Here is a 23,124-nt window from a genome sequence, read left to right on the forward strand (position 1 = left end):
CTCCCGATAGCGTGGAGGGATGATGTCGGATGCCGCGCAGCGAGCCGTGATCACGGCGCCGCCGACCGCGTCGGGCGTCGTGATCGGTGCCCCCGGCACCGGTAAGACGCGCACGCTCGTCGACCGTGTGGTGCAGCTCCTCGAAGTCGAAGGGCTGCGGCCGGAAGAGGTGCTGGCGCTCACGCCGAGCCGACAGGCGGCCACCGCGCTGCGCGACCGGATCGGCGTGCGCATCGGCCAGGCGACGCCGGGACCGCTGGCCCGGTCGCTCGGGTCGTTCGCGTTCCAGCTCGTCCGCGGCGCGATGGTGAGGGAGGGCGCGGAGCCGCCGGCTCTGCTCACCGGCGCCGATCAGGACCGCATCATCGCCGAACTGCTCGCCGGCGATGCCGAGGACGCCCGCATCGCCTGGCCTCCGGCGCTCAGCGAGCCCGTCCGCGCCTCGAAGGGCTTCCGCTCCGAACTCCGCGCCTTCCTCGCGGAGTGCACGGAGCTGGGGGCGAGCCCGGCCGAACTGCGCGCCAACGGCGATGCGGTGTGGACGGCGGCGGCCGACTTCGTGGAGGAGTACCGCGCGGTGCTCGATGCCCTACGGGCCGCGCACCGCGACGCCGCCGATCTGCTCAGCGAGGCAGCGGGGATCCTCCGCACGGCTGACAGCGCGACCCTCGGGCCGCTGTCGCCCCTGCGGGTGGTGCTCATCGACGACGCCCAGGAGCTGACGCGCGGAGGCATCGGCGTGGTGCAGGCGCTCCTCGACCGGGGCATCGCGGTCCACGCATTCGGCGACCCGGACATCTCCTCCGGTGCCTTCCGCGGAGCCAGCCCCGAGCTGTTCGCGCAACTCGCCGGCGCGCTCACCACCGTGCACGTGCTCGACGGCGCCCACCGTCAGCGCCCGCTGCTGACCGCGTTGACGCGCACGGTGACGCAGGCGATCGGCGTCTCGGGACGCGTCGAGCATCGGCGCGCCCCGGCGCCCACCGCGGGGGACGACAGCGCGGAGGTCTCGACCTTCCTCGCGCCGTCGCCCTACGAGGAGTTCGACCGCATCGCGGGAGTCATGCGCGACTGGCACCTGAGCGCCGGCATCCCGTGGGAGCGGATGGCGGTCATCGCCCACGACACCCGTCAGGTCACAGCCTTGGAGACCGAGCTGGCCGCGCGCGAGATCCCGACGAGGGCCGCCGGGGTGCAGCGCCCGCTCGGGAGCGAGGGGATCGTGCGCGACATCGTCGGCATCGTGCGGCTCGCGCTGACTCCGGACGAGGACCGCACCGTGCAGGCCTGGGAGGAGGCGCTGCGGACGCCGTTCGGCGGAATGGACGCGATCGCGCTCCGTCGGCTGCGCGCGCGGCTCCGCCACCTCGAACTCGGTCAGGGCGGGTCGACTCCCGCGCGCGAGCTGCTGCGCGCGGCGATGTCGGCGCCGGCCACCCTCACGCTCATCGATGCACCGGAGTCGCGGACCGCCGAGCGCTTCGCCGAGACGGTCGCCGGCGTCGCTCGTGCGGCGGCGGAGGGGGAGACGATCCACGACCTCCTGTGGCGCATCTGGGAGCAGGCCAGGGCCGTCGACGGGCGGCGGCTGCAGGTCGCGTGGCGGGAGATCTCGCTGCTGCCGACCGGAGCCGAGACGGCGCGATCCCTGGATGCTCTCGTGGCTCTGTTCGACGCGGCCAAGCGCTTCGTCGAGCGCACACCCGACGAGCGCCCCGAGGTCTTCGTGCGCGACATCCTCGACAGCGAGGTGCCGGAGGACACGCTGTCGTCCCCGGACCGGCCGGGGACGGTCACCCTTCTCACGCCGGCCACCGCGCTCGGCACGGAGTTCGACGCGGTGGTCGTCGCCGGTGTGCAGGACGGCGTCTGGCCCAACGTACGGCTGCGTGGCGGGCTGCTCCAGACCTGGCGGCTCGCCGACGCGCTGACCGCGGCGCGCTCCGGCCTCCCGGCGGAGGTCCCGGGCGTGCTCGACCGGCGTCGGGCGGCGCTCCATGACGAGTTGCGGCTGTTCGTGCGGGCACTCTCGCGGGCGCGCCATCGCCTCCTCATCACCGCGGTGGACGATGACGACCTGTCACCCAGCGCCTTCTTCGGATTCCTTCCCCCTCCGGAGCCGCCGGAGCGTCATGCCTCCGCGGAGCACCCGCTCACGCTGCGCGGGCTGGTCGCGCGGCACCGTCGGGTGCTCACCACGACACACGCCGAACCCGCGAGGCGCGAGGCGGCCGCCCAACTCGCCATCCTCGCCCGGGAGGGCGTGCCGGGAGCGCATCCGCACGACTGGTACGGCGTCACGGCGCCCTCGACGGCGGCGCCGCTGCGCGATCTCGCTGCGAGCGGAGCCCGGGTGTCGCCCTCGGCGGTGGAGTCGTACGAGGAATGCGGGCTCAACTGGGTCGTCTCGGCTCTCGGCGGCGACACCGTCATGCCGCCGACGGCGGGCATCGGCACGATCGTCCACGAGGCGATGGAGCGCGTGCCGGACGGCGACCTCGCGCGCATGCGGGAGATCGTCGAGGAGCATTGGCCGGAGCTCGACTTCGAGACGGCCTGGATCGGGCGCAAGGAGCGTCGTCGCGCCGACCTGTTCGTCGACCGGCTGCACAGCTACCTCGGTGAGGTGACGAGGGACGGCGGGCGCGTCCTCGGCAGCGAGGTGGAGTTCCGGTTCGCCGTCGACGTGTCCGGCGAGACCGCCGAGCCGAGCGTCTACCCGGTGGGGGAGGACCGCGGTCACCGCGCCATCGTGCACGGCTACATCGACCGGGTCGAGGCGTATCCGCCCGGCGCGGGCGAACACGGACCGGCGCGCGGCCGCGGCTGGCAGTCGATGGCCGGTGGGCCGGAGGGGACCACGGTGGTCGTCGACCTCAAGACCGGGAAGACCGATCCGGAGGCGGACGGGGGCGTCGTCGACCATGCCCAGCTCGCGGCCTATCAGATCGCTGTGCAGGAGGGGCTCGTGCCCGGTGCCGCGCCCGGTTCGCTCGGGGGCGCGCGTCTGGTGATCGTCTCGAAGACCCTGGCGAAGAGCGACTACCGCGTCGCGCACCAGCACGCCTTGGACGCCGAGGCCCGGTCGCAGTTCCTGCACCGGGTCGCCGAGGTCGCCCGCGGCATGTCGGCGGCGAGCTTCACCGCACAGGTCGAGGCGCACTGCGCCGACACGCAGCGCCGGGTCCATCCCTGCCGCATCCACACCGTGCCGGCGGTGAGCGCATGACCGCAGGAGCCCCGGACGCCGTGCTCTCGGCGACCGACATCGCCGCCGCGCTCGGACTGCCGACTCCGACGCCCGCGCAGCAGCAGGTGATCGAGGCGCCGCTGGAGCCGGCACTGGTCGTCGCTGGGGCGGGCAGCGGCAAGACGGAGACCATGTCGGCCCGCGTGGTCTGGCTCGTCGCGAACGGGCTCGTCCGCCGGGACGAGGTCCTCGGTCTCACGTTCACCCGCAAGGCGGCGGGGGAGCTCGCGGAGCGCATCGGCGCCCGTCTCGCCGTCGTCGACGAATACGGTCGGCGGGGCCTGCTCCCGCATCTCCCGGAGATCGTCGCCGGAGGGGCACTGCGTCGAGTGGCGGAGGCCGCGCCGGGGCGGCAGCGCGAACTCGTGCGCAGCCATGTCCTCGACGAGCTCGCCCAGCACTACGGCACGGCCGGGGAGCCCGGGGCGCTCCGCACCGCCGACGACCTCCTCATCCGTCCCCGCGTCTCGACCTACAACGCCTTCGCCGACGGCATCGTGCGTGAGCACGCCGCACGCATCGGCCGGGATCCCGATGTGGCGATGCTCAGCCAGGCGGCGTCCTGGATGCTGGCGCGGGAGGTCGTGCTCCGCAGCGATCTGCCGGAGCTGGAGGAGGTCGACTACGCCCTCGGAACAGTCATCGACGCCGTGCAGCGGCTCGCCGGCGCGGCGCTCGACCATCGCGTCGACCTCGCCGAGGCCGAGCGTCTCGCGGCAGCACAGGCCGCGGCGTTCGAGCCCTACCGCTCCCATGCCGATGTCGAGAAGGCGGCGGTCAACCTGCGCACCCTCCCGACTCTGACCAGCCTCGTGCGCGACTACATCGCCGAGAAGGACCGGCGCGGCGTGCTCGACTTCGCCGACCAGGTGTCCGGAGCGTACGACATCGTCGAGTCCGCGCCGGACGTCCGCGCCGAGCTCCGGGAGCAGCACCGGGTCGTCCTCCTCGACGAGTACCAGGACACCTCCGTGATCCAGACGCGCTTCCTCGCGGAGCTGTTCCGCGACACGGCCGTGATGGCCGTCGGCGATCCGCACCAGTCGATCTACGGGTGGCGCGGAGCCAGCGCCGACAACCTTTACGCATTCCCCCGATCCTTCTCGAGCACGGGGGATGTGCGCACCTACAGCCTCATGACGAGCTGGCGCAACGACCGCCGGATCCTCGACGTCGCCAACCGGGTGTTGGAGCCTCTGCAGCGCCCCGGACTCGACGTGCCGCCGCTGGAGCCGCGGCCGGGCGCGGGGGAGGGCACGGTCGCCGTGCGCTACCCGTTCACCGTCGACGACGAGGCCGCCGAGGTCGCGGCCTGGTTCGCCGAACGTCGCGCCGCCCACGAGGAGGCCTCGACCTCCCCGCACACCGGCGCCATCCTGTTCCGGTCCAAACGCCACATGCAGACCTTCGCCGGCGCGCTCGCCGCGCGAGGCATCCCGCACCGCATCCTCGGACTCGGGGGCCTGCTCGCCACGCCCGAGGTCGTCGACGTGGTCTCGACCCTGCGGGTGGTGCACGACCCGACGGCCGGTTCGGCGCTGATCCGGCTCCTGACGGGCCCGCGCTTCGGCGTCGGGGTGGCGGATATGGCGGCGCTGTACGAGCTGGGACGCGCGCTCGCGGAGCGCGACACCGCCCTCATGCCCCTGCCGGAAGAGGTGCGGGCGCGGCTGCGCTCCTCCCGCGGTGCCGACGAGGCCGTCTCCATCGTGGACGCGGTCGACATCGTGCGCGCGGTCCGCGACGACTATCGCCTGCTGGAGGGCATCACCCCGGAGGGCCGCTCACGGATCCGCGCCGCGGGGGAGATGCTGGAGCGCCTGCGTCGCGCGTCGTCCCAGCCGATCCCGGAACTCATCCGGCTCATCGAGCTGGAGCTGCGATTGGATATCGAGCTCGCCGCCAACGAGACCCGGGGACCCGCGCGGGTCGCAGCCACCCAGCTGCGGGCGTTCGCCGACGAGGTGCGCGCGTTCCTCGCCGCCGACGAGCGCGGCACGATCGGCAGCCTGCTGGCCTGGCTCGACAAGGCGGAGAGCACCGACGAACTCATGCCCCGACCGGAGCCCCCGGAGCCCGGGGTCGTGCAACTGCTCACGATCCACGGGTCGAAGGGCCTGGAGTGGGACGCCGTCGCGGTCGTGCGCCTCGTCGTCGACGAGCTGCCTGGGCGGGTGTCCGACACCTCGGGATGGTTCGGGTTCGGCGTCGTGCCGTTCGCGCTGCGCGGAGACCGCGACGCGCTCCCGCGTTTCGTCTGGGACCCGGAGGAGGCGATGGAGGGCGAGGCCGACCCCGGCAAGCGGCAGAAGCTCGCGCAGGCGTCGCTGTCGGGCGGGGCGACGAAAGCGAACCCCCACGGTGGCGCGCTCAAGCGCTTCAAGGACGCCTACCGGGAGTATCAGCGCCAGGAGGAGCGTCGCCTCGCCTACGTGGCGATCACCCGCGCCAAGAGCGACCTGCTGCTGAGCGGCGCCCACTGGGCGGGTCAGAAGGCGCCGCGCACGCCGAGTCCGTACCTCCTGGAGGCCATCGACGTCCTCGGGCTCGACGCGATCCCTCCGGTCGACCCGGACGAGAACCCGTACGACGGTCCCGGCGCCACGCTGCACTGGCCGCTCGACCCGCTCGGCGGACGGCGCCCCGTGGTGAGCGCCGCGGCGGCGGTCGTCGAGGAGGCCCTCCAGGGCGACACCCTCGAGCCGACCGAGGAGTTGCGCCGGCTCCTCGACGAGCGCGCCGCCCGCCAGCGCGGGACGGACGCGGAGGCACCCACGCGAGTGCCCGCCTCCCGGTTCAAGGACTACGTCACGGACTACACCGGGACCCTGTCCTCGCTCGTGCGCCCGATGCCCGAGCGCCCGTACCGCCAGACCCGTCTGGGGACCCTGTTCCACGCGTGGGTCGAGCAGCGCTCCGAGCTCGTCGGTGTCGGAACCCGGGTGGACGAGGCGCTCTGGGAGGTCGACGAGGACGAGCCCGAGGACGACGGTGCACCGGGTGCTCCGGCATCCGGTGCCGCTGCGGACGCCGCCGACCTCGCCGCACTGCAGGAGACCTTCGAGCGGAGCGAGTGGGGGCCGTTGCAGCCGCTCGCCGTGGAGATCGAGATCGACTTCGCGCTGGGAGCCGGCCTCCCCGGAGTGCGCCCCGACGCGACGGAAGCCCACATCGTCATCTGCAAGCTCGACGCGGTGTACCGACGCGCCGACCGCGGCGGACGGATCGAGATCGTCGACTGGAAGACCGGGCGGGCGCCACGCACACCGCAGGAGCGCGAGGAGCGCATGCTGCAGCTGGCCCTCTACCGGCTCGCGTACCACCGGCGTTTCGGCGTCCCGCTCGAGGAGATCGACGTGGCGCTGTACTACGTGGCCGACGACCTCGTCATCCGCGGGGACCGCGTCTACTCCGAGGAGGAGCTCTTCCAGCGCTGGAGCGCCGCCCGCGCCGCGCGCTGAGCCTCTTCGGAATCGTCGTCGTCCGCCGAGGGGGAGGAGGGGAAGGAAGTCTCGACCCGTCCGCTTCCGCGCGTCTCGGCGAACGCGTGCGCGACGCCGGAGAGGTCCTCGGTCTCGATGCTCGCCACGGCGGCACGATGTTCCGCGTCGGGCTGCGACGGCGCGCCCGCGGGCTCGCCCGCCCCCGCCACCGACGACCCGGTGCGCGCGGCGTCGAGATCCACGTCGTCCGCCTCCGCCGCCCAGAGCTCTTCCGGGTTGTAGGCATCGGTCTGCATCGAGGTGTCCACCTCGGGAGCGGCCGCCACCGGCACGCGGTCGAGCGCGTCCATCGCCGAGTCCACGTCCGAGCGGCGATCACCGGGCACGCCGAGATCGTCGTGGCGCAGGCCGTCGGCGAGAGCCTCCAGCAGCGCGGCCGCGTCCTCCACGATGTCCTCGCGCCGCAGCGCGTCCCCGTGGACGAGCCAGCGGGCGAACTCCAGCTCGGCGAGCAGCCGCGCACGGATCTCGAGACCGGCGTCGGGAGTTCGATCCATCGCACGGGCGTACGCGCCGTGCACGTCGGCCGCGGCGTCGGGCGCGGCCGACAGCCAGGACAGGTCGAGCGCCGGATCGCCGACCGCGAGACCGTGCCAGCCGATCACGCCGGTGACCTCGGGGCCGCGCTCGGGATGATCGTCGAAGAGGAACGACGTGGCCTGCGCGCCGCCGAGCACGACCGTCGACTCGAAGCGCCAGAGGTCGTCGTCGGCGACGGCCTCCCGCCACCGCACCGTGAGGCGGGCGGGGACGCGTCCCGTGGCTGCGGCGGTGTCGACGAGCCGCTCCAGCTCGGCGCGGCTCTCCTCCGCACTGCGCATCACGAGTCCGGCACCGCGGACGACCGACGTCGGCAGCGCGTGCACGGCGGCGATCGCGGCCCCCATGGACTCCGCGGCGCCGCGTCCGGCGGGAACCATCGACGCCTCGATCTGGAAGCCGGGGAGCAGTTCGGTCACGAGCGCTCGGCCCTCGCCCACCCTCGTCTCGCCGATGTATCCGGGAGCGCGGAACGGGAGCATGGCGCGCGCGCCGTCGGTGAGGGCGCGGAGCGCGAGGGCTTCGGCCGCCAGCTCGCGCGCGGCGTCATCATCGTCCGCCACGCGGATCGCGAGCTCCCGGCCGTCGGCGAGGGAGGCGACGGCGGAGTCGAAGCGCCCGTCGCCGTTCGCGGTGAGCGCCCGGGTGCCCGTAACCTCCGCGCCGGGAAGTGCGGCCGTCACCGCCGCGGCTAGAGTGAATGGAGAGCGTCCCATGCCCCCAGGGTAGGTCGGCTCAGGGGCGGTCCCGCCTCCGCCACGCCCGTGAGAGAGGGAGTCGATGAGCATTCCGCGCCCGTTCTTCGACCGCGCCGCCGAACTCCGCGAGGAGGAGGGCGTGATCGAGCGTCTCAGCGGCCTCGCGGCCTCGCGCGTCATCGTCGTCCGGGAGGGGCGTGTGCGCGTCGCGGCCTCGGCGCTGCTGCGCGTCTCGGCGGACGACGTCACGGACGGGACATGGGCGCTGCTCGGTCGTGAAGCCGACGGCTCCGCGCTCCTGCTCGCCGCGCTCCCGCCGGAGACCGATGCTCTGGACACGGCGCCGGACGAGATCTGGCTCGGCCTCCGCGACCTCGGCGGGCGCCTGGACGCCGGGGAGTCCGAGGTGCTCGTCGCCGCGGTCGCACTGGCCGGCTGGCTCCGCGACGCCCCGTTCTGCCCCACCTGCGGCGGAGGGACGGAGCTGCGCAACGCGGGCTGGTCGCGGCGGTGCCTGGTCTGCGGCCGCGAGCACTTCCCGCGGACCGACCCCGCGGTGATCGTCGCCGTCGAGAGCGCGGACGGCGAGCGGTTGCTGCTCGGTGCCAATGCGAACTGGGGCGGTCGCATGTACTCCTGCTTCGCCGGCTTCACGGAGGCGGGCGAATCCCTCGAGGCCACCGTGCACCGGGAGATCGAGGAGGAGTCCGGCGTGCGCCTCTCGACGCTGCGCTACATCTCCTCGCAGGCGTGGCCCTTCCCCCGCTCGCTCATGGTCGGGTTCCGCGCCGCGGTCGAAGACGAAGCCGCGGCTAGACCCGACGGCGAGGAGATCATCGACGTGCGCTGGTTCACGCGGGAGGAGATCGGCTCCGCGCTCGCCGGGGACGGTCCCGTCGGGTTGCCGGGACCCGCCTCGATCGCGCGCGCTCTCATCGTCGACTGGTTCGAGGAGCGCCCGTGAGCGCACTCGATGCCCTCGACGAGCGGCAGCGAGCGGCGGCTTCGGTCCTGCGGGGGCCGGTGGCGGTGCTCGCGGGGGCCGGAACCGGGAAGACCAGGGTCATCACGCACCGCATCGCGCACGGGGTGGACACCGGTGCCTACTCGCCGTCCCGGGTGATGGCGGTGACGTTCACCGCGAAGGCCGCCGGTGAGCTCCGCGGACGCCTCCGTGCGCTGGGCGTCGAAGGCGTCGCCGCCCGCACCTTCCACGCGGCCGCGCTCGCCCAGCTCAACTTCTTCTGGCCCACGCTGGCGGGGGCCCCCGCGCCGTCGATCATCGACAACAAGGTGCGCATGCTCGGTCAGGCCGCCGATGCCCTCCGCCTGCGTCCCCGCACGGCGACCCTGCGCGACATCGCCTCGGAGATCGAGTGGCGGAAGGTGTCGATGATCTCGATCGACCGGTACGCCGAGCTGGGCCGTCCGATCACCGGGATCGACCCCACCCAGCTCGTGGAGCTGATGCGCGGCTACGAGGCGCTGAAGGACGAGCGTCATCAGCTCGACTTCGAGGACGTGCTGCTCGCCTGTGCGGGGATGCTGGAGACCGAGCCACGGGTCGCAGCCGCCGTTCACGAGCAGTACCGGCACTTCACCGTGGACGAGTTCCAGGACGTGTCGCCGCTCCAGAACCGGCTCCTGGAGCTGTGGCTGGGCGATCGGCACGACATCTGCGTGGTGGGCGACGCCAGCCAGACGATCTACTCGTTCGCGGGGGCGGAGCAGCGGTTCCTCCTCGAGTTCGAAAGGCGGCACCCCGACGCGACGGTCATCCGGCTGGAGACGAACTACCGGTCCCAGGCCCCCATCCTGACGGCGGCGAACGCGCTGATGCACGGTCGCCCCGGGGCGCTGGAGCTGGTCCCCGCGCGGGAGCACTTCACCGCCGAGCCGCCGACGGTCACGGCGTACGACTCGGAGTCGGAGGAGGCCGCGGGGATCGCGGCCGGTGTCGCGGCCCGTATCGCCGACGGCGCCTCCCCGTCCGAGATCGCCGTGCTGTATCGGGCCCATGCGCAGTCCGCGGTGCTCCAGCAGGCGCTCGCCGCCGAGGGGATCGCCACCTCGGTGCTCGGCGGCACGCGATTCTTCGCCATGCCGGAGGTACGCCAGGCGATCCTCGCGCTCCGTGCGGCGGCGGTCGCGCCGACCGAGCACGGATTCCTGCCAGGGGTGCGGCGGGTGCTTCGCGAGCTGGGACTCACCGAGGAGCCGCCGGCCGCCGGGGGAGCTCAGCGCGACGGCTGGGAGGCGCGACGGGCCATCCTGCGGCTCGCGGAGGATGCCGGTCCGGAAGCGACCCTGCGATCGTTCAGCGACGAGCTCATGGCCCGCGCGAAGGATCAGCACGAGCCGACGATGCGGACGGTGACACTGTCGACGCTGCATGCGGCCAAGGGCCTCGAATGGCCGCACGTCTACCTCGCGGGGTGGGCGGAGGGGTCGCTGCCCATCTCGTATGCCACGACGTTCGAGGCCGTGGACGAGGAGCGTCGCCTCGCCTACGTGGGGGTCACGCGGGCTGCGCGCACGCTGGAGCTGTCCTGGGCACGATCGGCGGGGCGCGGCGAACGGGCGCCCTCGCGGTTCCTGGCGGAGATGGGGACGACGGGTCGCGGCACAGGCATTCTGCGCGAAATCGCACCGAACGCCACCCGATCACGCCGTCCGCGCTGATCCGGGCGATGCGGGCGGCCTCGGGGTCCGCGAGGAGACGCGCAGCGACCGCTCCGGCCGCAGCCACCCTGGCGAGTGTGATGCGCCCGGGGTCGCGGCCGACGAGCTGACCGTGGAGCAGCGGCCAGGCAGGGTCCCGAGCGGTGTCCTCGGCATCCCGGCAGGTCAGACACGGCGTGAGCCCCGGCACGACCAGCGGTCCCACGGTGATGCGCGCCGGCTCGACGGCGATCGGCAGGTGCGGGGAGTCCGTGCGCAGGAACGGCGCGAACTGCACGGCGGCCGCCGCACCGGGAACGAGGACGACGGCGACCACCGTCGATGCCGGCGCCGAGGTCGTCGCGAGCGACACCCCTTCGTCGGCGAGCGCCTCGCACAGCCGCCCTTCGGCGCGGGTGTCGGTGAGCCCGAGCGTGGACACCCGGGCGGCGAGCGGGCGGGCGGGCTCGTCCTGCAGTGCCGGTTCGACGATGGCCAGCAGCCGTCTGGCCTCCTCCCGCGGCGCTCCCGCGCGGTGCGCGATGACATCGAAGGCGCTGCGTCGGAACCCTCGGCGCATGCGGCTGAGGAGCCGTTCGACCCAGGGCTCGGACGCCGGGACCCGGATGGCGGGATCGTCGCCGACCTGGAGGGTCATCCCGTCGCGCCAGAGCAGCGGGAATGCGGGGTCGAGACGGGTCAGGGTCGTCGGGGTGAGCGGCACCCCTCGATTCTGCGGAGCATCGTGGAGCCGCAGGCCGATTCGGGGGATCGGTGGAGAAGTCGGCGGTCCGTCCGTGGTCGGGGAGGGAGAGTGATCGTCCGTCCCCGACCCGGATGGCCGGACTCAGACCGGGCGCTCGCCCTCCGGAGTGTCGTCGTCGCCGTCGGTGCGCGGATCCGTGTCGCCGTCCTCGGCGGGCGCCTCCGCGGAGAAGTCGTCGCCGTCCAGCAGGCGGGCGAGCGCCTCATCGAATTCGTCGGCCTCGGGCTGCTCCCCGCGCTCCGCGGCCTGCAGACGCGCGATCAGGGCCGTCGGGTCGTCGATGTCCTCGGCGGTGGGCATGAGGTCCGGGTAGTCCCAGAGGGAGTCCCGGGCGGCGACGCCGACCGCGTCCGTGACCGCCCGCCACATGGCCGAGGCCTCGCGGATGCGTCGCGGTCGGAGCTTGAGCCCGACCAGCGCACCCAGAGCGTCCTCCGCGGGGCCGCCGACGGCACGGCGACGACGGGCCGCCTCGGCGATCCGGCCGCCGTCCGGCAGTCGGGAGGTGGCCTCCGCCGTGACGACGTCGACCCACCCGTCGATCGTCGCGATGAGGTTCTCCAGGCGGGCGAGGGCCTCGCGCTGCGCCTCGGTCTGGGTCGGGAGCAGGGCTCCGCCCTCGATCGCCGCGCGCAGCTCCTCGGGGTTCGAGGGGTCGAGGCGGCTCGCCACGTCCTCCAGGGCATCGACATCCACCGTCACGCCGCGGGCGAAGTCGGTGATCTGCGCCATCACGTGCAGGTGCAGCCACTTGGCGTGCCGATACAGGCGGGCGTAGGCGAGCTCGCGCGTCGCGACGTAGAGGGCGATCTGGTCTGCCGGGATCTCGAGCCCCTCGCCGAACGCGGTGAGGTTCTGCGGGATCACGGCGGCCGTACCCGCGGGGAGCACCGGGATGCCCACGTCGCCCCCGGAGACGACCTCGAGGGAGAGGTTGCCGAGGACCTGACCGAACTGGGCGGCGAACACCGATCCGCCGAGGCCCCGCATCAAGCGTCCCGCGCCCTGCACCACGCCGCGCATCTCCTCGGGCACCTGGGTGTCGAGGGCGGACGTCAGCGCGTCGGCGATGCTCGTCGAGACGGGGCCGGCGATCTCCTTCCACACCGGAAGGGTCCTCTCGACCCACTCGCCGCGGGTCATCGCCACCGGCGGCTCTGCGAGCTCGGAGATGGTGGTCGCCTCGCTCAGCCAGAGACCTGCGAGTGCGAACGAGTCTGCGAGGGAGGAGCGGGAGCCGTCGCCGATGCCCTGACCCTCGCGGTTGGCGATGTGCAGGGCCTGCCGGAGCGAGTTCTCCCAGGGATCACCGCCGAAGGCGCCCTGGAGCTGCGACATGATCGTCTGCATCATCGCCGGGTCGAAGGCGAAGCCGTCCATCCCCTGGAAGGCGCCGCGCAGCGCCTCGGGGTCGATGTCTCCACCGCCCTGGTTCGAGAGCATCCGTCGCAGGAACTCCTGGAAGTCCTCCGGGTTCGGTTCGTTGTCTGCCATGTCGCTCGCCCTCTCAGCACGTCTGAAGCCGTGGCATCTACGCTAGTCACAGGTTTCAGTGCGCGTCCCCGAAGCGGGCAGATCGCTGTACGCCGCTCGCGAACGACGGAGGATTGCTGTGGAACGACCGCGTGCAGGGAAGCTCGGACTCGGGGTCTGGGCGCTGGTGGTCGCGCTCGCCGCGCTCGCCGTCCTCACCTTCCTGCCCTCGCCGTACGTGATCCAGCGTCCGGGCCCGGTGTACGACACCCTCGGTACCGCGAAGAACGCGGACGGCGAGCAGGTCCCGCTCATCAGCGTGGAGGGGACCGAGACGTACGAGACGGGCGGCACGCTCGACCTGACGACCGTCCAGGTCGTCGGCAACAGGGAGCGCACGCCGAGCTGGTTCGAGCTCGCGCTCGCCTGGACGGACGCCTCGCGCGCCGTCGTGCCGCTGGACGCGGTGTTCCCCGAGGGCGTCACGACCGAGCAGCGCGACGAGCGGAACGCGATGCTCATGGTCGACTCGCAGCACGAGGCGACGGCCGCCGCGCTGAACGAGCTCGGCTACGACACCGGAGCCGAGGTCGTGGTGGTCGACGCGGTCGAGGGCTCTCCTGCCGACGGCCTGCTCGAGGCGGACGACGTGATCACGGCGATCGACGGCACGCCCGTGACCTCGGCGACCGCGCTGCGCGAGGCCATCCAGGAGGCGGGCGGGGATCCGGTCGCGCTCACGGTGCGCCGCGACGGCGCGGAGCAGACGGTCGAGATCACGCCGGAGGAGCAGACCCAGGACGGCACGACGACGTGGCTGATCGGCATCACGCTGCGCACCGATTACGACTTCGAGGTCGACGTCACGATCCAGCTCGACAACGTCGGCGGCCCCAGCGCGGGCATGATGTTCGCCCTCGGGATCATCGACACCCTGACCCCGGGCGAGCTGAACGGCGGCAAGGAGGTCGCGGGCACCGGGACGATCGACGCCGAGGGGACCGTCGGACCGATCGGCGGCATCCGCCAGAAGCTCTACGGCGCCCGTGACGCCGGCGCGGACTACTTCCTCGCACCGGAGGCGAACTGCGACGAGGTCGTGGGGCATGTGCCGGACGGCCTGCAGGTCATCCGCACCGCGACCCTCGACGAATCCCTCGCGGCGCTCGAGGTCATCGCGGAGGACGGCGACGTCGACGCGCTGCCGACCTGCGACGTCCCCGCCACCTGAGCCCGCGCGGTCGTGACCCCGCCGTGACCGGTGTGACAGCCCGCCCACAGCGAGCGGTGCCTAGGATGGAGGGGTGACCTCGACCCCAGCCCAGCCCCCGGCCACGCCTCGAACCTCCCGACGCATCCTCGGCATCTCCCTGGTGATCATCGCCGCGCTCATCGCGGCGTTCTTCGTCTTCGCGTCGCTCTACACCGAATTCCTCTGGTTCGACCAGGTCGGGTTCACCGGCGTGCTCACCACGCAGTGGATCGCGACGGCGGTGATGTTCGTCATCGGCTTCCTCGGCATGGCGGTTCCGCTGTTCGTCGTCATCCAGCTCGCCTACCGGCTCCGTCCGGTCTACGTGCGGCTGAGCTCCCAGCTCGACCGCTACCAGGAGGTCATCGAGCCGCTGCGCCGCCTCGCGATGTGGGGCATGCCGATCTTCTTCGGCCTCTTCGCGGGATTCGCGGCGGCCGGCAACTGGAAGACCGTGTGGCTGTGGGCCAACGGCGTCGCCACCGGTGAGGTCGACCCGCAGTTCGGCGTCGACACCGGTTTCTACATGTTCGCGATGCCGTTCTACTCGATCCTCCTCGCGTTCGTCTCGGCGGTCCTGCTGCTGAGCCTTCTCGTCACCGCGCTCGTGTCCTACCTCTACGGCTCCGTGCGCATCGGCCAGGGCGAGCTGCGCATCTCGAAGCCGGCCCGCATCCAGCTCGCGGTCATCGCAGGGCTGTACCTGCTCGTGCAGGCGGCGAGCCTGTGGCTGGACCGCTACAAGACCCTCGTCGAACCGGACGACCGGATCACCGGTGCCGCCTACACGGGCGCCAACGCGACCATCCCCGGCCTCGGCATCCTCGCGATCATCGCCGCCGTCGTCGCCATCCTGTTCTTCATCACGGCCGTCATCGGCCGCTGGCGCTTCCCCCTCGCGGCGACCGCGCTGCTGATCGTGGCCTCGCTGGTCATCGGCATCGGCTACCCGTGGGTGGTCACGACCTTCCAGGTGAAGCCGAACCAGAACGCCTATCAGGCCGAGTACTACCAGCGGAACATCGACGGCACGAAGGAGGCCTACGGCGTCGCCGACCTGGAGACCACGGCCTTCGAGGCTGAGACGGACGCCGAGGCCGGTCAGCTCCGCGCCGACGCGGAGACCACGGCGTCGATCCGCATCATGGACCCGAAGGTCATCCCGCCGACGGTCCGCCAGCTCGAGCAGTACCGCGGCTACTACCAGTTCCAGACGACCATGGACGTCGACCGCTACGAGATCGACGGCGTGAAGCAGGACACGGTCGTCTCCGTCCGTGACCTCGACATGTCGGGTCTGGGCGACGGTGACAACTGGAACAACCGCGTCGCGGTCTACACGCACGGCTATGGTCTCGTCGCCGCGGCCGGAAACCAGCGCACGACGGACGGCGAGCCCGTCTTCCTCGAGCGCGGCATCCCGACCTCGGGCTTCCTGTCCGAGCAGGGCGACTTCGAGCCGCGGGTCTACTTCGGCGAGAATTCCCCGGAGTACTCCATCGTGGGCGCCCCCGAGGGGGCCGACCCGGTCGAGATCGACTACCCGCGGGGCAAGGACGGTTCGAGCGAGACGAAGACCACGTTCTCCGGGAACGGCGGACCGAAGATCGGCGACAGCTTCACCAAGCTGCTCTACGCGCTGAAGTTCCAGTCGGAGCAGATCCTCTTCTCCAACCTCGTCAACGACGACTCGCAGATCCTCTACGACCGCGACCCGAAGACCCGCGTGCAGAAGGTCGCGCCGTACCTCGAGCTCGACAGCGACCCGTACCCGAGCGTCGTGGACGGCCGCATCGTCTGGATCGTGGACGGGTACACGACCAGCTCGACGTACCCGTACTCGACGAGCGTGAGCCTGTCCGACGCGATCGCCGACTCGAACGTGCCGACGCCGTCGCTCGCGATCGACGACATCAACTACATCCGCAACTCGGTCAAGGCCACGGTCGATGCCTACGACGGCTCGGTCACGCTGTACGCCTGGGACGAGGAGGACCCGGTCCTGAAGACCTGGCAGAAGGTCTACCCGTCGACCCTCAAGCCGATCAGCGAGATGTCCGGGGAGCTCATGAGCCACGTCCGGTACCCGACCGACCTGTTCAAGGTGCAGCGCGACATCCTCGGCATCTACCACGTCGACAAGGCCGGCTCGTTCGCCCAGCAGGACAACCGCTGGCAGACGCCGAACGACCCGCGCAGCGACGCGATGCTGCAGCCGCCGTACTACCTGACCATGCAGATGCCAGGGCAGGAGGAACCGCGGTTCTCGATGTTCTCGACGTTCATCCCCGCCTCCCAGGGCGCGGGCGGCAGCCGCGACGTGTTGATGGGCTACCTGGCCGTCGACTCGGATGCGGGCGCCGAGAAGGGCGTCAAGGCCGAAGGTTACGGGCAGCTGCGCATGCTGGAGATCGACACCGACACCACGGTGCCCGGTCCCGGCCAGGTGCAGAACACCTACAACTCGGATACGGCCGTGGTGCCGCAGCTCAACCTGCTCCAGCAGGGGGAGTCCGAGGTCATCTACGGCAACCTGCTGACTCTGCCCGTCGGTGGCGGTCTGCTCTACGTCCAGCCGGTCTACGTGCAGTCGTCCGAGGGGACGCAGTTGCCGCGTCTGCAGAAGGTGCTCGTCGCCTTCGGTGACCGGGTGGCCTTCGAGAACACCCTCACCGAGGCGCTGGACACGCTGTTCGGCGGCGACTCCGGCGCGACCGGTGGCGATGACGAGGTCGAACCCACCGACCCGGAGGCGACCGATCCCGACACGGGGGAGACGCCGACCACGCCGACGCCGACGGATGAGCAGGCCGACGCCCTGGCGAAGGCGCAGCAGGCGCTCCTCGACCGCCAGGCGGCCCTCACCGAGGGTGACCTGGAGAAGTTCGGCGAGGCGGACAAGCGGCTCACCGCGGCCGTCGAGAAGCTCCTGGAGCTGGAGGCCGCTGCAGAGTAATCTCGCCACGCACACGAAAGGGCACCCCCACGGGGTGCCCTTTCGCATTCCCCGTCGCTCCCGCGTCCCTGACGCGCGTCCGCCGCATCAGGCGCTCGCGCCGTTTCAGGCGACATCCTGCAGGCGTGCCTGCTGTCGCGCGGGTGCCTGCGTGCGCGCGTGGCGCGCCGGGACAGGCGTTCTCGCGGCAGCAGGCGGGCGCGCGAGGTCAGGCGCCCTCCTGATAGGAAGCCGGATCTGGCGCGAGTGCCGGTCACGGCGGAGGGTTTTGTCCGGGACGAACCGTCGCGCGAGGAGGGGATGGCATGGGAGGGTGGAGGCGAACAGGGAGGTCGCCGTGGCTGAGCGCATCGTTGTAGGAGTGGTGGACACGTCGGCGGGACGACGAGCACTGGAGTGGGCCGCGCATCGCGCACGGTCGCGGAAGGCCACTCTGCTCCTCGCGAGCGTCGTCGGGGGAGCGGTCGGTGCCGTCGGGGAGGGCCCTGTGGTGGACGCGGCGATCGCGGCCGCGCGGAGTCTGCTGGAGGAGCACGCGGAGACGCTGAAGGCCCAGGGCCTGGACGTCGACATCGTCGTGCTCCGCGGCGACCCGGTCCGCCAGCTCGTCTCGACCACCGCGGGCGCGAACCTCCTGGTGATCGGAAGCGACTTCCGACCCGATGACGCGGACAGCCCGCGGCGCGGGGCGCACGGGCTGCGCATCGTCGCCGACTCGTCCTGCCCCGTCGTGGTGATCCCGGATATCGAGGCGGGAGACCGCCGCGGTGTCGTCGTCGGAGTGGACGGGTCGCCGATCTCGGAAGCCGCCGTCGCCTTCGCCGCTGCCGAAGCCGACCGCCTCGGCGAGCCCCTCATCGCGGTGACGGTATGGACGCCCGTGCCCCTTCCGCGCGGAGCGAGGTCGTATCCCGAGCAGTACCTCTCCTCCATGCAGGAGCTGGCCGAAGAGACTCTCGCCGTCGCTCTCGCCGGGCTGCGCCAGACGTATCCGGATCTCGAGCTGCAGCCCCGGGTCGAGCGCGGGTACCCGTCCGAGGTCATCAACCGGGCGGCCGCCGCCGCGAGCCTCGCCGTGGTGGGCTCACACGGGCGGGGGGCCGTCGCCCGGTTCCTGCTCGGGTCGATCAGCCACGAGGTCCTCGCGGCGCTCGTCGCGCCCACCGCCGTCGTCCGCTGACCGGCGGGACGGCATCCGCGGCCTAGAGCGGGCTGGTCAGCACCTCGTGAAGCACGCGTCGGCTGTCGTCTCCGCCCGGTCCTGACCCGCCCGAGAGGGTCACCAGCGCTTTCCAGAGCGCCCAGCCGTCCGTCGCCACGTCGCGTCGTCGAGTCCGACAGCGTCGCGGAACGCGTCACGCGCGTCCCCCTCGAAGTACGTCCACGCCATGACGAGGTCGCAGGCAGGATCGCCGACGCCGCAGGTGCCGAAATCGATGATCGCCGACAGGCTGCCGTCGCTGATGAGGAGGTTCCCGACGGCGACATCGCCGTGGAACCAGACGGGCGAGGACTCCCAGACGCTGCTCGTCGCCGCGAGCCAGACGCTCCGGCAGTTCTCCGTGTCCACGGTGTCGTCCAGCCGCTGCAGCGCGGCGTGGACGTCATCGCTGTAGACGCTCGGATGCGAACCGCGCAAGAACGAGTGCCGGCCGGCGGCCTGCCCCGCGTGCACGGGAAGAGACCTCAGGACGCGGAGGAGGCCCCCGAGATCGACGGCGAGGCGGACACTATCGAGCCCCGCGACGCGGTCGACCGTGTCGCCGTCGAGCCACCGGCGGATGGACCACGGAAACGGATAGCCGCGGCCGGGTTCGCCGAGCGCAACGACGGAGGGAACGGCGACCGGGAGCCGTCCGGCGAGGAACTCGAGCGCTCTGCTCTCCTTCTGCACGGCCGTCGCGTAGGACTCGGCAACGGGAAGGCGAACCGACAGATCCTCACCCAGGCGGAAAGTCCTGTTGTCCCACCCCTGACGCGCCACGGCGCGGACGGGCAGGTGCGCCCAGCGGGGGAACTGCTCTTCGACGAGCTCAGCTACCACGGCTGCATCGATGTCGACTGGTCGGCTCACCCCTCGATACTCCCAGAGGTCGGCTCCCGCCACATGCGAAAGGCCCTCTGGCCTGGGATTTCTCCCGGCCAGAGGGCCTTCCATTTGTTGCGGGGACAGGATTTGAACCTGCGACCTCCGGGTTATGAGCCCGGCGAGCTACCGAACTGCTCCACCCCGCGGCACAAGAGATAACTTATCACGGATCTGGAGAGGCGTCGAATCGAGCGCGGCAGCGACGGGTGCGAGAGGATGGCGTCATGCCTGAGAACGCCGCCGTCCCCGTCGCCGTGTGCCAGTTCGCTCCCACCGATTCGCGCGAGGCCAACAGGGAGCGGATCGCCGAGCTCGCGACGGACGCCGCCCGACTGGGGGCGAAGCTCATCGTGTTCCCGGAGTACTCGAGCTTCTTCGTCGATCCGATGGACGAACGCCTCGCGGCGAATGCGGAGGGTCTCGACGGTGAGTTCGTGACCGGACTGATCGGCCTGGCCGCGGAACTCGCCGTCGTCATCGTCGCGGGCGTCACCGAGAGGGCCTCGGACGAGGGGCGCGTGCGCAACACGGTCGTCGCCGTGCGCGGCGACGGCATCCTCGCGGTCTACCGCAAGCAGCACCTGTACGACGCGTTCGGGCAGAGCGAGTCGGACTGGGTGGAGCCGGGGGAGATCGGCGAGCCCGCGGTCTTCGAACTCGGAGGTCTGCGCTTCGGGCTGATGACCTGTTACGACCTGCGGTTCCCCGAGCTGTCGCGGCGCCTCGCGGTCGCCGGTGCCGACGCGCTCGTGGCGCCGGCGGAATGGGTGCGCGGGCCGCTCAAGGAGCACCATTGGACCACGCTGCTCGCCGCGCGGGCCATCGAGAACACGGTGTTCGTCATCGCCGCCGACCACCCGGCGCCGATCGGTGTGGGGCACTCGCGCATCGTGGACCCGCAGGGCGTCGTCCGCGCGGGGGTCGGGCCCGAGCCGGGGGTGGCACTCGGAGTCGTCGACGGAGCGGCGATCACCAGGGTCCGGGAGACGAACCCCTCGCTGCGTGCACGGCGTTACGACGTGGTCCCGCGCTGACCGACCCGCTTCAGGCGCGCAGACCGGAGAGACGGGCGGCCGCCTCCTCCAGGACATCGGCGCGTTTGCACGCCGCGAAGCGGACGAGGCCCGCGTACGCCGGGCGTCGCGCGGGGGACACGAAGGCGGTGAGGGGGATCGCCACGACCCCGGCCCGTTCCGGAAGCGCGCGGCAGAAGGCCGCCGCATCGGCGCCGCCGAGAGCCGTCGCGTCGGCCACCGTGAAGTAGCCGCCCTGTGGGGCATGGACGGTGAAGCCGGCCGCGCGCAGACCGTCGCCGAGGATCGCGTGCTTGCGGGCGAGCAGGGAGGCGGCATCGGCGAAGAACGCATCGTCGAGGCGCAGGCCCACGGCCACGGCGGGCTGGAAAGGCGCGCCGTTGACGTAGGTGAGGTACTGCTTCACCGTCAGCACGGCCGTGATGAGCGCGGCGGGGCCGTGCACCCAGCCGATCTTCCACCCCGTGGTCGAGAAGGTCTTCCCGGCCGAGGAGATGGTCAGCGTCCGCTCCGCAGCGCCGGGCAGCGTGGCGATGGGCACGTGCGGGCCGCGGAAGGTGAGGTGCTCGTAGACCTCGTCGGTGACGATCACGGCATCGTGCTTCTCGGCCAGACGCACGACCTCCCGGCGGACCTCCTCGTCGAAGACCGCTCCCGTGGGGTTGTGCGGGTCGTTGACGAGGATGATCCGCGTCCGATCCGTGACCGCCTCCGCGAGCTGCTGCAGGTCGGGCTGGAAGTCCGGCGCCCGCAGCGGCACGGTCCGGAGCCGAGCGCCCGCGAGCGCGACCGCCGCGGCGTACGAGTCGTAGTAGGGCTCGAAGACGACGACCTCGTCCTCCGGCCCGTCGATGAGCGCGAGCAGGGTCGCCGTCAGCGCCTCGGTCGCCCCGGCCGTCACGATGACCTCGGTGCCCGGGTCGACGGCGAGCCCGTAGAACCGCTGCTGATGCTCGGCGATCGCCTGCAGGAGATCGGGGAAGCCGCGCCCCGGCGGGTACTGGTTGACGCCCTCGGCGATCGCGGCGCGTGCGGCGGCGAGGACCACCTCCGGGCCGTCCTCGTCCGGGAAGCCCTGCCCCAGATTGATGGAGCCGGTTCTGACCGCCGCGGCGGACATCTCTGCGAAGATGGTGGGCGCGACGGTACCGTCCGCGTCGAGCAGACCGGCACCGGCCGCCGTGCGACGCCATGCGCCGGGGATGACACTCATGAAGAACAGGCTAAGGCCATAGCTGAAACTCAAGCTCGGCATAAGGAACGCACAGGGATGCGGGGCATCCTGGAGGAGCGTTGAAGGAGCACACCATGAACCAGGACAACCCGCAGGACCGCCCGGCACCGGCGTCGGACGACGCCGTGTCGGCCGGACACACCCCCCAGACCCCTCAGACCCCCGAGGCCGCGCCGAGCGCGCCGTCTCCGGCCGCCGACGGCACCCTCACGGGCACCCCGGCCGCTTCCGCCCCGGTCGCCCCGCAGGGCCACCACATGCCGCCGACGTTCGCGTCGCACGCCGCCGGTGCCCCGACCGTGGCACCCGTGCCGCACGGGCTGGCCGCGCCCGGTCCCGCCGCGGCGGGCGTCCCCGGCGCCGCATTCGGCGTCCCGGCGCACGACACCCGGCCGCTCGACGGCACGGTGCCGCCGGCCGAGGGCACCCCGACCGCGACGAAGGAGAAGTCGCGCGGCGGCACCCGCGTCGCGGCGTTCATCGTCGCAGCCGCCCTCGTCGGCGGCGTCGCCGGCTTCGGCGGAGGCGCGTTGCTCACCGGGCTGCAGGACTCCCCGTCCTCCGGCACGGCGCAGGGACCGCAGACCGTCACGGTCAACAACCCCGGCTCGGTCAACGAGACCACCGCGGTCGCGACCGAGGCGCTTCCCTCCGTCGTCACCATCGAGGTGGCCGGGTCGCAGGAGGCCGGCAGCGGCTCCGGCGTCATCATCAGCAAGGACGGCTACGTCCTCACCAACACCCACGTCGTGACCCTCGGCGGCGCGGCGGCTGATCCGACGATCCGCGTCACGACCTCCGACGGCCGCATCTACGAGGCGACCGTGGTCGGCACCGACCCGATCTACGACCTCGCGGTGATCAAGCTCACGGACGCCGAGGGCCTGACTCCGATCGAGTTCGCCGACTCGTCGAAGCTCAACGTCGGCGATACCGCCGTGGCGCTCGGCGCCCCGCTGGGCCTGGCCAACTCGGTCACCACCGGCATCGTGAGCGCGCTGAACCGCAGCATCCAGATCGCCTCCTCCGCGCTGCCCGACTCCTCTTCCGAGGACGCCCCGCAGGAGCAGGCACCGGAGGACGGCCAGGGCGAGGGGCCCTTCCAGTTCGATCTGCCCGGCAACAGCGGGCAGCAGGCCACCGAGTCGATCTCGATCGCCGTGATCCAGACCGACGCGGCGATCAACCACGGCAACTCCGGAGGTGCCCTCGTCAACAGCAAGGGCGAGCTGATCGGCATCAACGTCGCGATCGCGAGCTCGGGCAACTCGGAGGAGTCGGGTTCGATCGGCATCGGCTTCGCCATCCCGTCCAACATCGCCCAGCGCGTCGCCGATGAGATCATCGCCGATGGCGCGGCCACGCACGGCCTCCTGGGCGCCTCGGTCCGGGATGCCTCCGGCGTCGAGGGCGCGACGGTGGCCGGCGCCTACATCGCCGAGGTCACCGACGGGGGCGCCGCCGAGGCCGCCGGTCTCCAGGCCGGTGACGTCGTGACGCGTTTCAACGGCGTCCCGATCACGAGCGCGACCGATCTCACGGCGCAGGTGCGCGCAGCGGCCGCCGACAGCAAGGCCGACGTGACCTACGTCCGCGACGGCAAGGAGAGCGACATCGAGGTGACGCTCGGCACGCTCGCCGGCTGATCCCCACGTCAGAGAAGGACGC

General features: G+C 72.0%; 13 protein-coding genes and 1 tRNA gene. 9 read left to right on the plus strand and 5 right to left on the minus strand.

What is annotated here, in order from left to right; genetic code table 11:
• The first annotated feature begins 19 nt into the window (after window positions 1–19).
• Both AB0310_RS02170 and AB0310_RS02175 read left to right on the plus strand, forming a co-directional pair.
• Entirely contained in the window at window positions 20–3,229 is a 3,210-nt protein-coding gene (locus tag AB0310_RS02170) for an ATP-dependent helicase (protein ID WP_366236491.1), read from the plus strand.
• Window positions 3,226–6,711, plus strand: a complete 3,486-nt coding sequence (locus AB0310_RS02175; RefSeq protein ID WP_366236492.1) for a UvrD-helicase domain-containing protein — start codon at window positions 3,226–3,228, stop codon at window positions 6,709–6,711. The genes AB0310_RS02170 and AB0310_RS02175 overlap by 4 nt, the downstream gene beginning before the upstream one ends.
• On the opposite strand, the gene AB0310_RS02180 is transcribed toward AB0310_RS02175, so the two are convergent.
• Window positions 6,657–8,009, minus strand: coding sequence for a protein kinase family protein (locus AB0310_RS02180; protein WP_280569055.1), 1,353 nt, complete (start codon window positions 8,007–8,009; stop codon window positions 6,657–6,659). The genes AB0310_RS02175 and AB0310_RS02180 overlap by 55 nt on opposite strands.
• A gap of 64 nt (window positions 8,010–8,073) precedes the next feature.
• Between AB0310_RS02180 and nudC the strand changes: the two genes are divergently transcribed.
• Both nudC and AB0310_RS02190 read left to right on the plus strand, forming a co-directional pair.
• The gene (nudC, locus tag AB0310_RS02185; protein ID WP_187663670.1) at window positions 8,074–8,955 is read left to right on the plus strand and encodes an NAD(+) diphosphatase; all 882 of its coding nucleotides are present in this window, start codon (window positions 8,074–8,076) and stop codon (window positions 8,953–8,955) included.
• A complete protein-coding gene (locus AB0310_RS02190) occupies window positions 8,952–10,673 on the plus strand; it encodes an ATP-dependent helicase (RefSeq protein WP_187663671.1) in 1,722 nt (573 codons plus the stop codon). The genes nudC and AB0310_RS02190 overlap by 4 nt, the downstream gene beginning before the upstream one ends.
• A gap of 826 nt (window positions 10,674–11,499) precedes the next feature.
• On the opposite strand, the gene AB0310_RS02195 is transcribed toward AB0310_RS02190, so the two are convergent.
• On the minus strand, window positions 11,500–12,912 hold the full coding sequence (locus AB0310_RS02195) for a zinc-dependent metalloprotease (RefSeq protein ID WP_187663672.1): 1,413 nt from the start codon (window positions 12,910–12,912) through the stop codon (window positions 11,500–11,502).
• A 118-nt stretch (window positions 12,913–13,030) separates the two neighbouring features.
• Between AB0310_RS02195 and AB0310_RS02200 the strand changes: the two genes are divergently transcribed.
• The 3 genes from AB0310_RS02200 (at window position 13,031) to AB0310_RS02210 (ending at window position 18,279) form a co-directional block, all read left to right on the plus strand.
• Complete coding sequence (locus AB0310_RS02200) at window positions 13,031–14,122, plus strand: YlbL family protein (protein ID WP_280569061.1); 1,092 nt, start codon at window positions 13,031–13,033, stop codon at window positions 14,120–14,122.
• Between the two features lie 73 nt (window positions 14,123–14,195).
• The gene (locus tag AB0310_RS02205; RefSeq protein ID WP_187663674.1) at window positions 14,196–17,099 is read left to right on the plus strand and encodes a UPF0182 family membrane protein; all 2,904 of its coding nucleotides are present in this window, start codon (window positions 14,196–14,198) and stop codon (window positions 17,097–17,099) included.
• A gap of 337 nt (window positions 17,100–17,436) precedes the next feature.
• A complete protein-coding gene (locus tag AB0310_RS02210; protein WP_259953142.1) occupies window positions 17,437–18,279 on the plus strand; it encodes a universal stress protein in 843 nt (280 codons plus the stop codon).
• Between the two features lie 99 nt (window positions 18,280–18,378).
• On the opposite strand, the gene AB0310_RS02215 is transcribed toward AB0310_RS02210, so the two are convergent.
• Window positions 18,379–19,173 carry an aminoglycoside phosphotransferase family protein gene (locus tag AB0310_RS02215; RefSeq protein WP_366236493.1) on the minus strand — a complete coding sequence of 265 codons (795 nt, stop codon included), beginning with the start codon at window positions 19,171–19,173 and terminating at the stop codon, window positions 18,379–18,381.
• Between the two features lie 87 nt (window positions 19,174–19,260).
• A tRNA-Met gene (locus AB0310_RS02220) sits at window positions 19,261–19,334 on the minus strand.
• Window positions 19,335–19,412: 78 nt separating this feature from the next.
• On the opposite strand from AB0310_RS02220, the gene AB0310_RS02225 reads away from it, so the two are divergent.
• A complete protein-coding gene (locus AB0310_RS02225) occupies window positions 19,413–20,222 on the plus strand; it encodes a carbon-nitrogen hydrolase family protein (protein WP_366236494.1) in 810 nt (269 codons plus the stop codon).
• Window positions 20,223–20,232: 10 nt separating this feature from the next.
• Here the strand turns inward: AB0310_RS02225 and AB0310_RS02230 are convergent, their stop codons facing one another.
• Complete coding sequence (locus AB0310_RS02230) at window positions 20,233–21,435, minus strand: aminotransferase class I/II-fold pyridoxal phosphate-dependent enzyme (protein WP_366236495.1); 1,203 nt, start codon at window positions 21,433–21,435, stop codon at window positions 20,233–20,235.
• Window positions 21,436–21,530: 95 nt separating this feature from the next.
• Between AB0310_RS02230 and AB0310_RS02235 the strand changes: the two genes are divergently transcribed.
• Window positions 21,531–23,102 carry a S1C family serine protease gene (locus AB0310_RS02235; RefSeq protein ID WP_259953155.1) on the plus strand — a complete coding sequence of 524 codons (1,572 nt, stop codon included), beginning with the start codon at window positions 21,531–21,533 and terminating at the stop codon, window positions 23,100–23,102.
• The last annotated feature ends 22 nt before the right edge of the window (window positions 23,103–23,124 follow it).

The organism is Microbacterium meiriae, assembly GCF_040702565.1.
In the GTDB taxonomy this organism is placed as follows: domain Bacteria; phylum Actinomycetota; class Actinomycetes; order Actinomycetales; family Microbacteriaceae; genus Microbacterium; species Microbacterium meiriae.

Coding starts and splice junctions, on each gene's coding strand:
- AB0310_RS02170 (WP_366236491.1), top strand. CDS start 20: ATGATGTCGGATGCCGCGCAGCGAGCCGTGATCACGGCGCCGCCGACC.
- AB0310_RS02175 (WP_366236492.1), top strand. CDS start 3,226: ATGACCGCAGGAGCCCCGGACGCCGTGCTCTCGGCGACCGACATCGCC.
- AB0310_RS02180 (WP_280569055.1), bottom strand. CDS start 8,009: ATGGGACGCTCTCCATTCACTCTAGCCGCGGCGGTGACGGCCGCACTT.
- nudC (WP_187663670.1), top strand. CDS start 8,074: ATGAGCATTCCGCGCCCGTTCTTCGACCGCGCCGCCGAACTCCGCGAG.
- AB0310_RS02195 (WP_187663672.1), bottom strand. CDS start 12,912: ATGGCAGACAACGAACCGAACCCGGAGGACTTCCAGGAGTTCCTGCGA.
- AB0310_RS02225 (WP_366236494.1), top strand. CDS start 19,413: ATGCCTGAGAACGCCGCCGTCCCCGTCGCCGTGTGCCAGTTCGCTCCC.
- AB0310_RS02230 (WP_366236495.1), bottom strand. CDS start 21,435: ATGAGTGTCATCCCCGGCGCATGGCGTCGCACGGCGGCCGGTGCCGGT.
- AB0310_RS02235 (WP_259953155.1), top strand. CDS start 21,531: ATGAACCAGGACAACCCGCAGGACCGCCCGGCACCGGCGTCGGACGAC.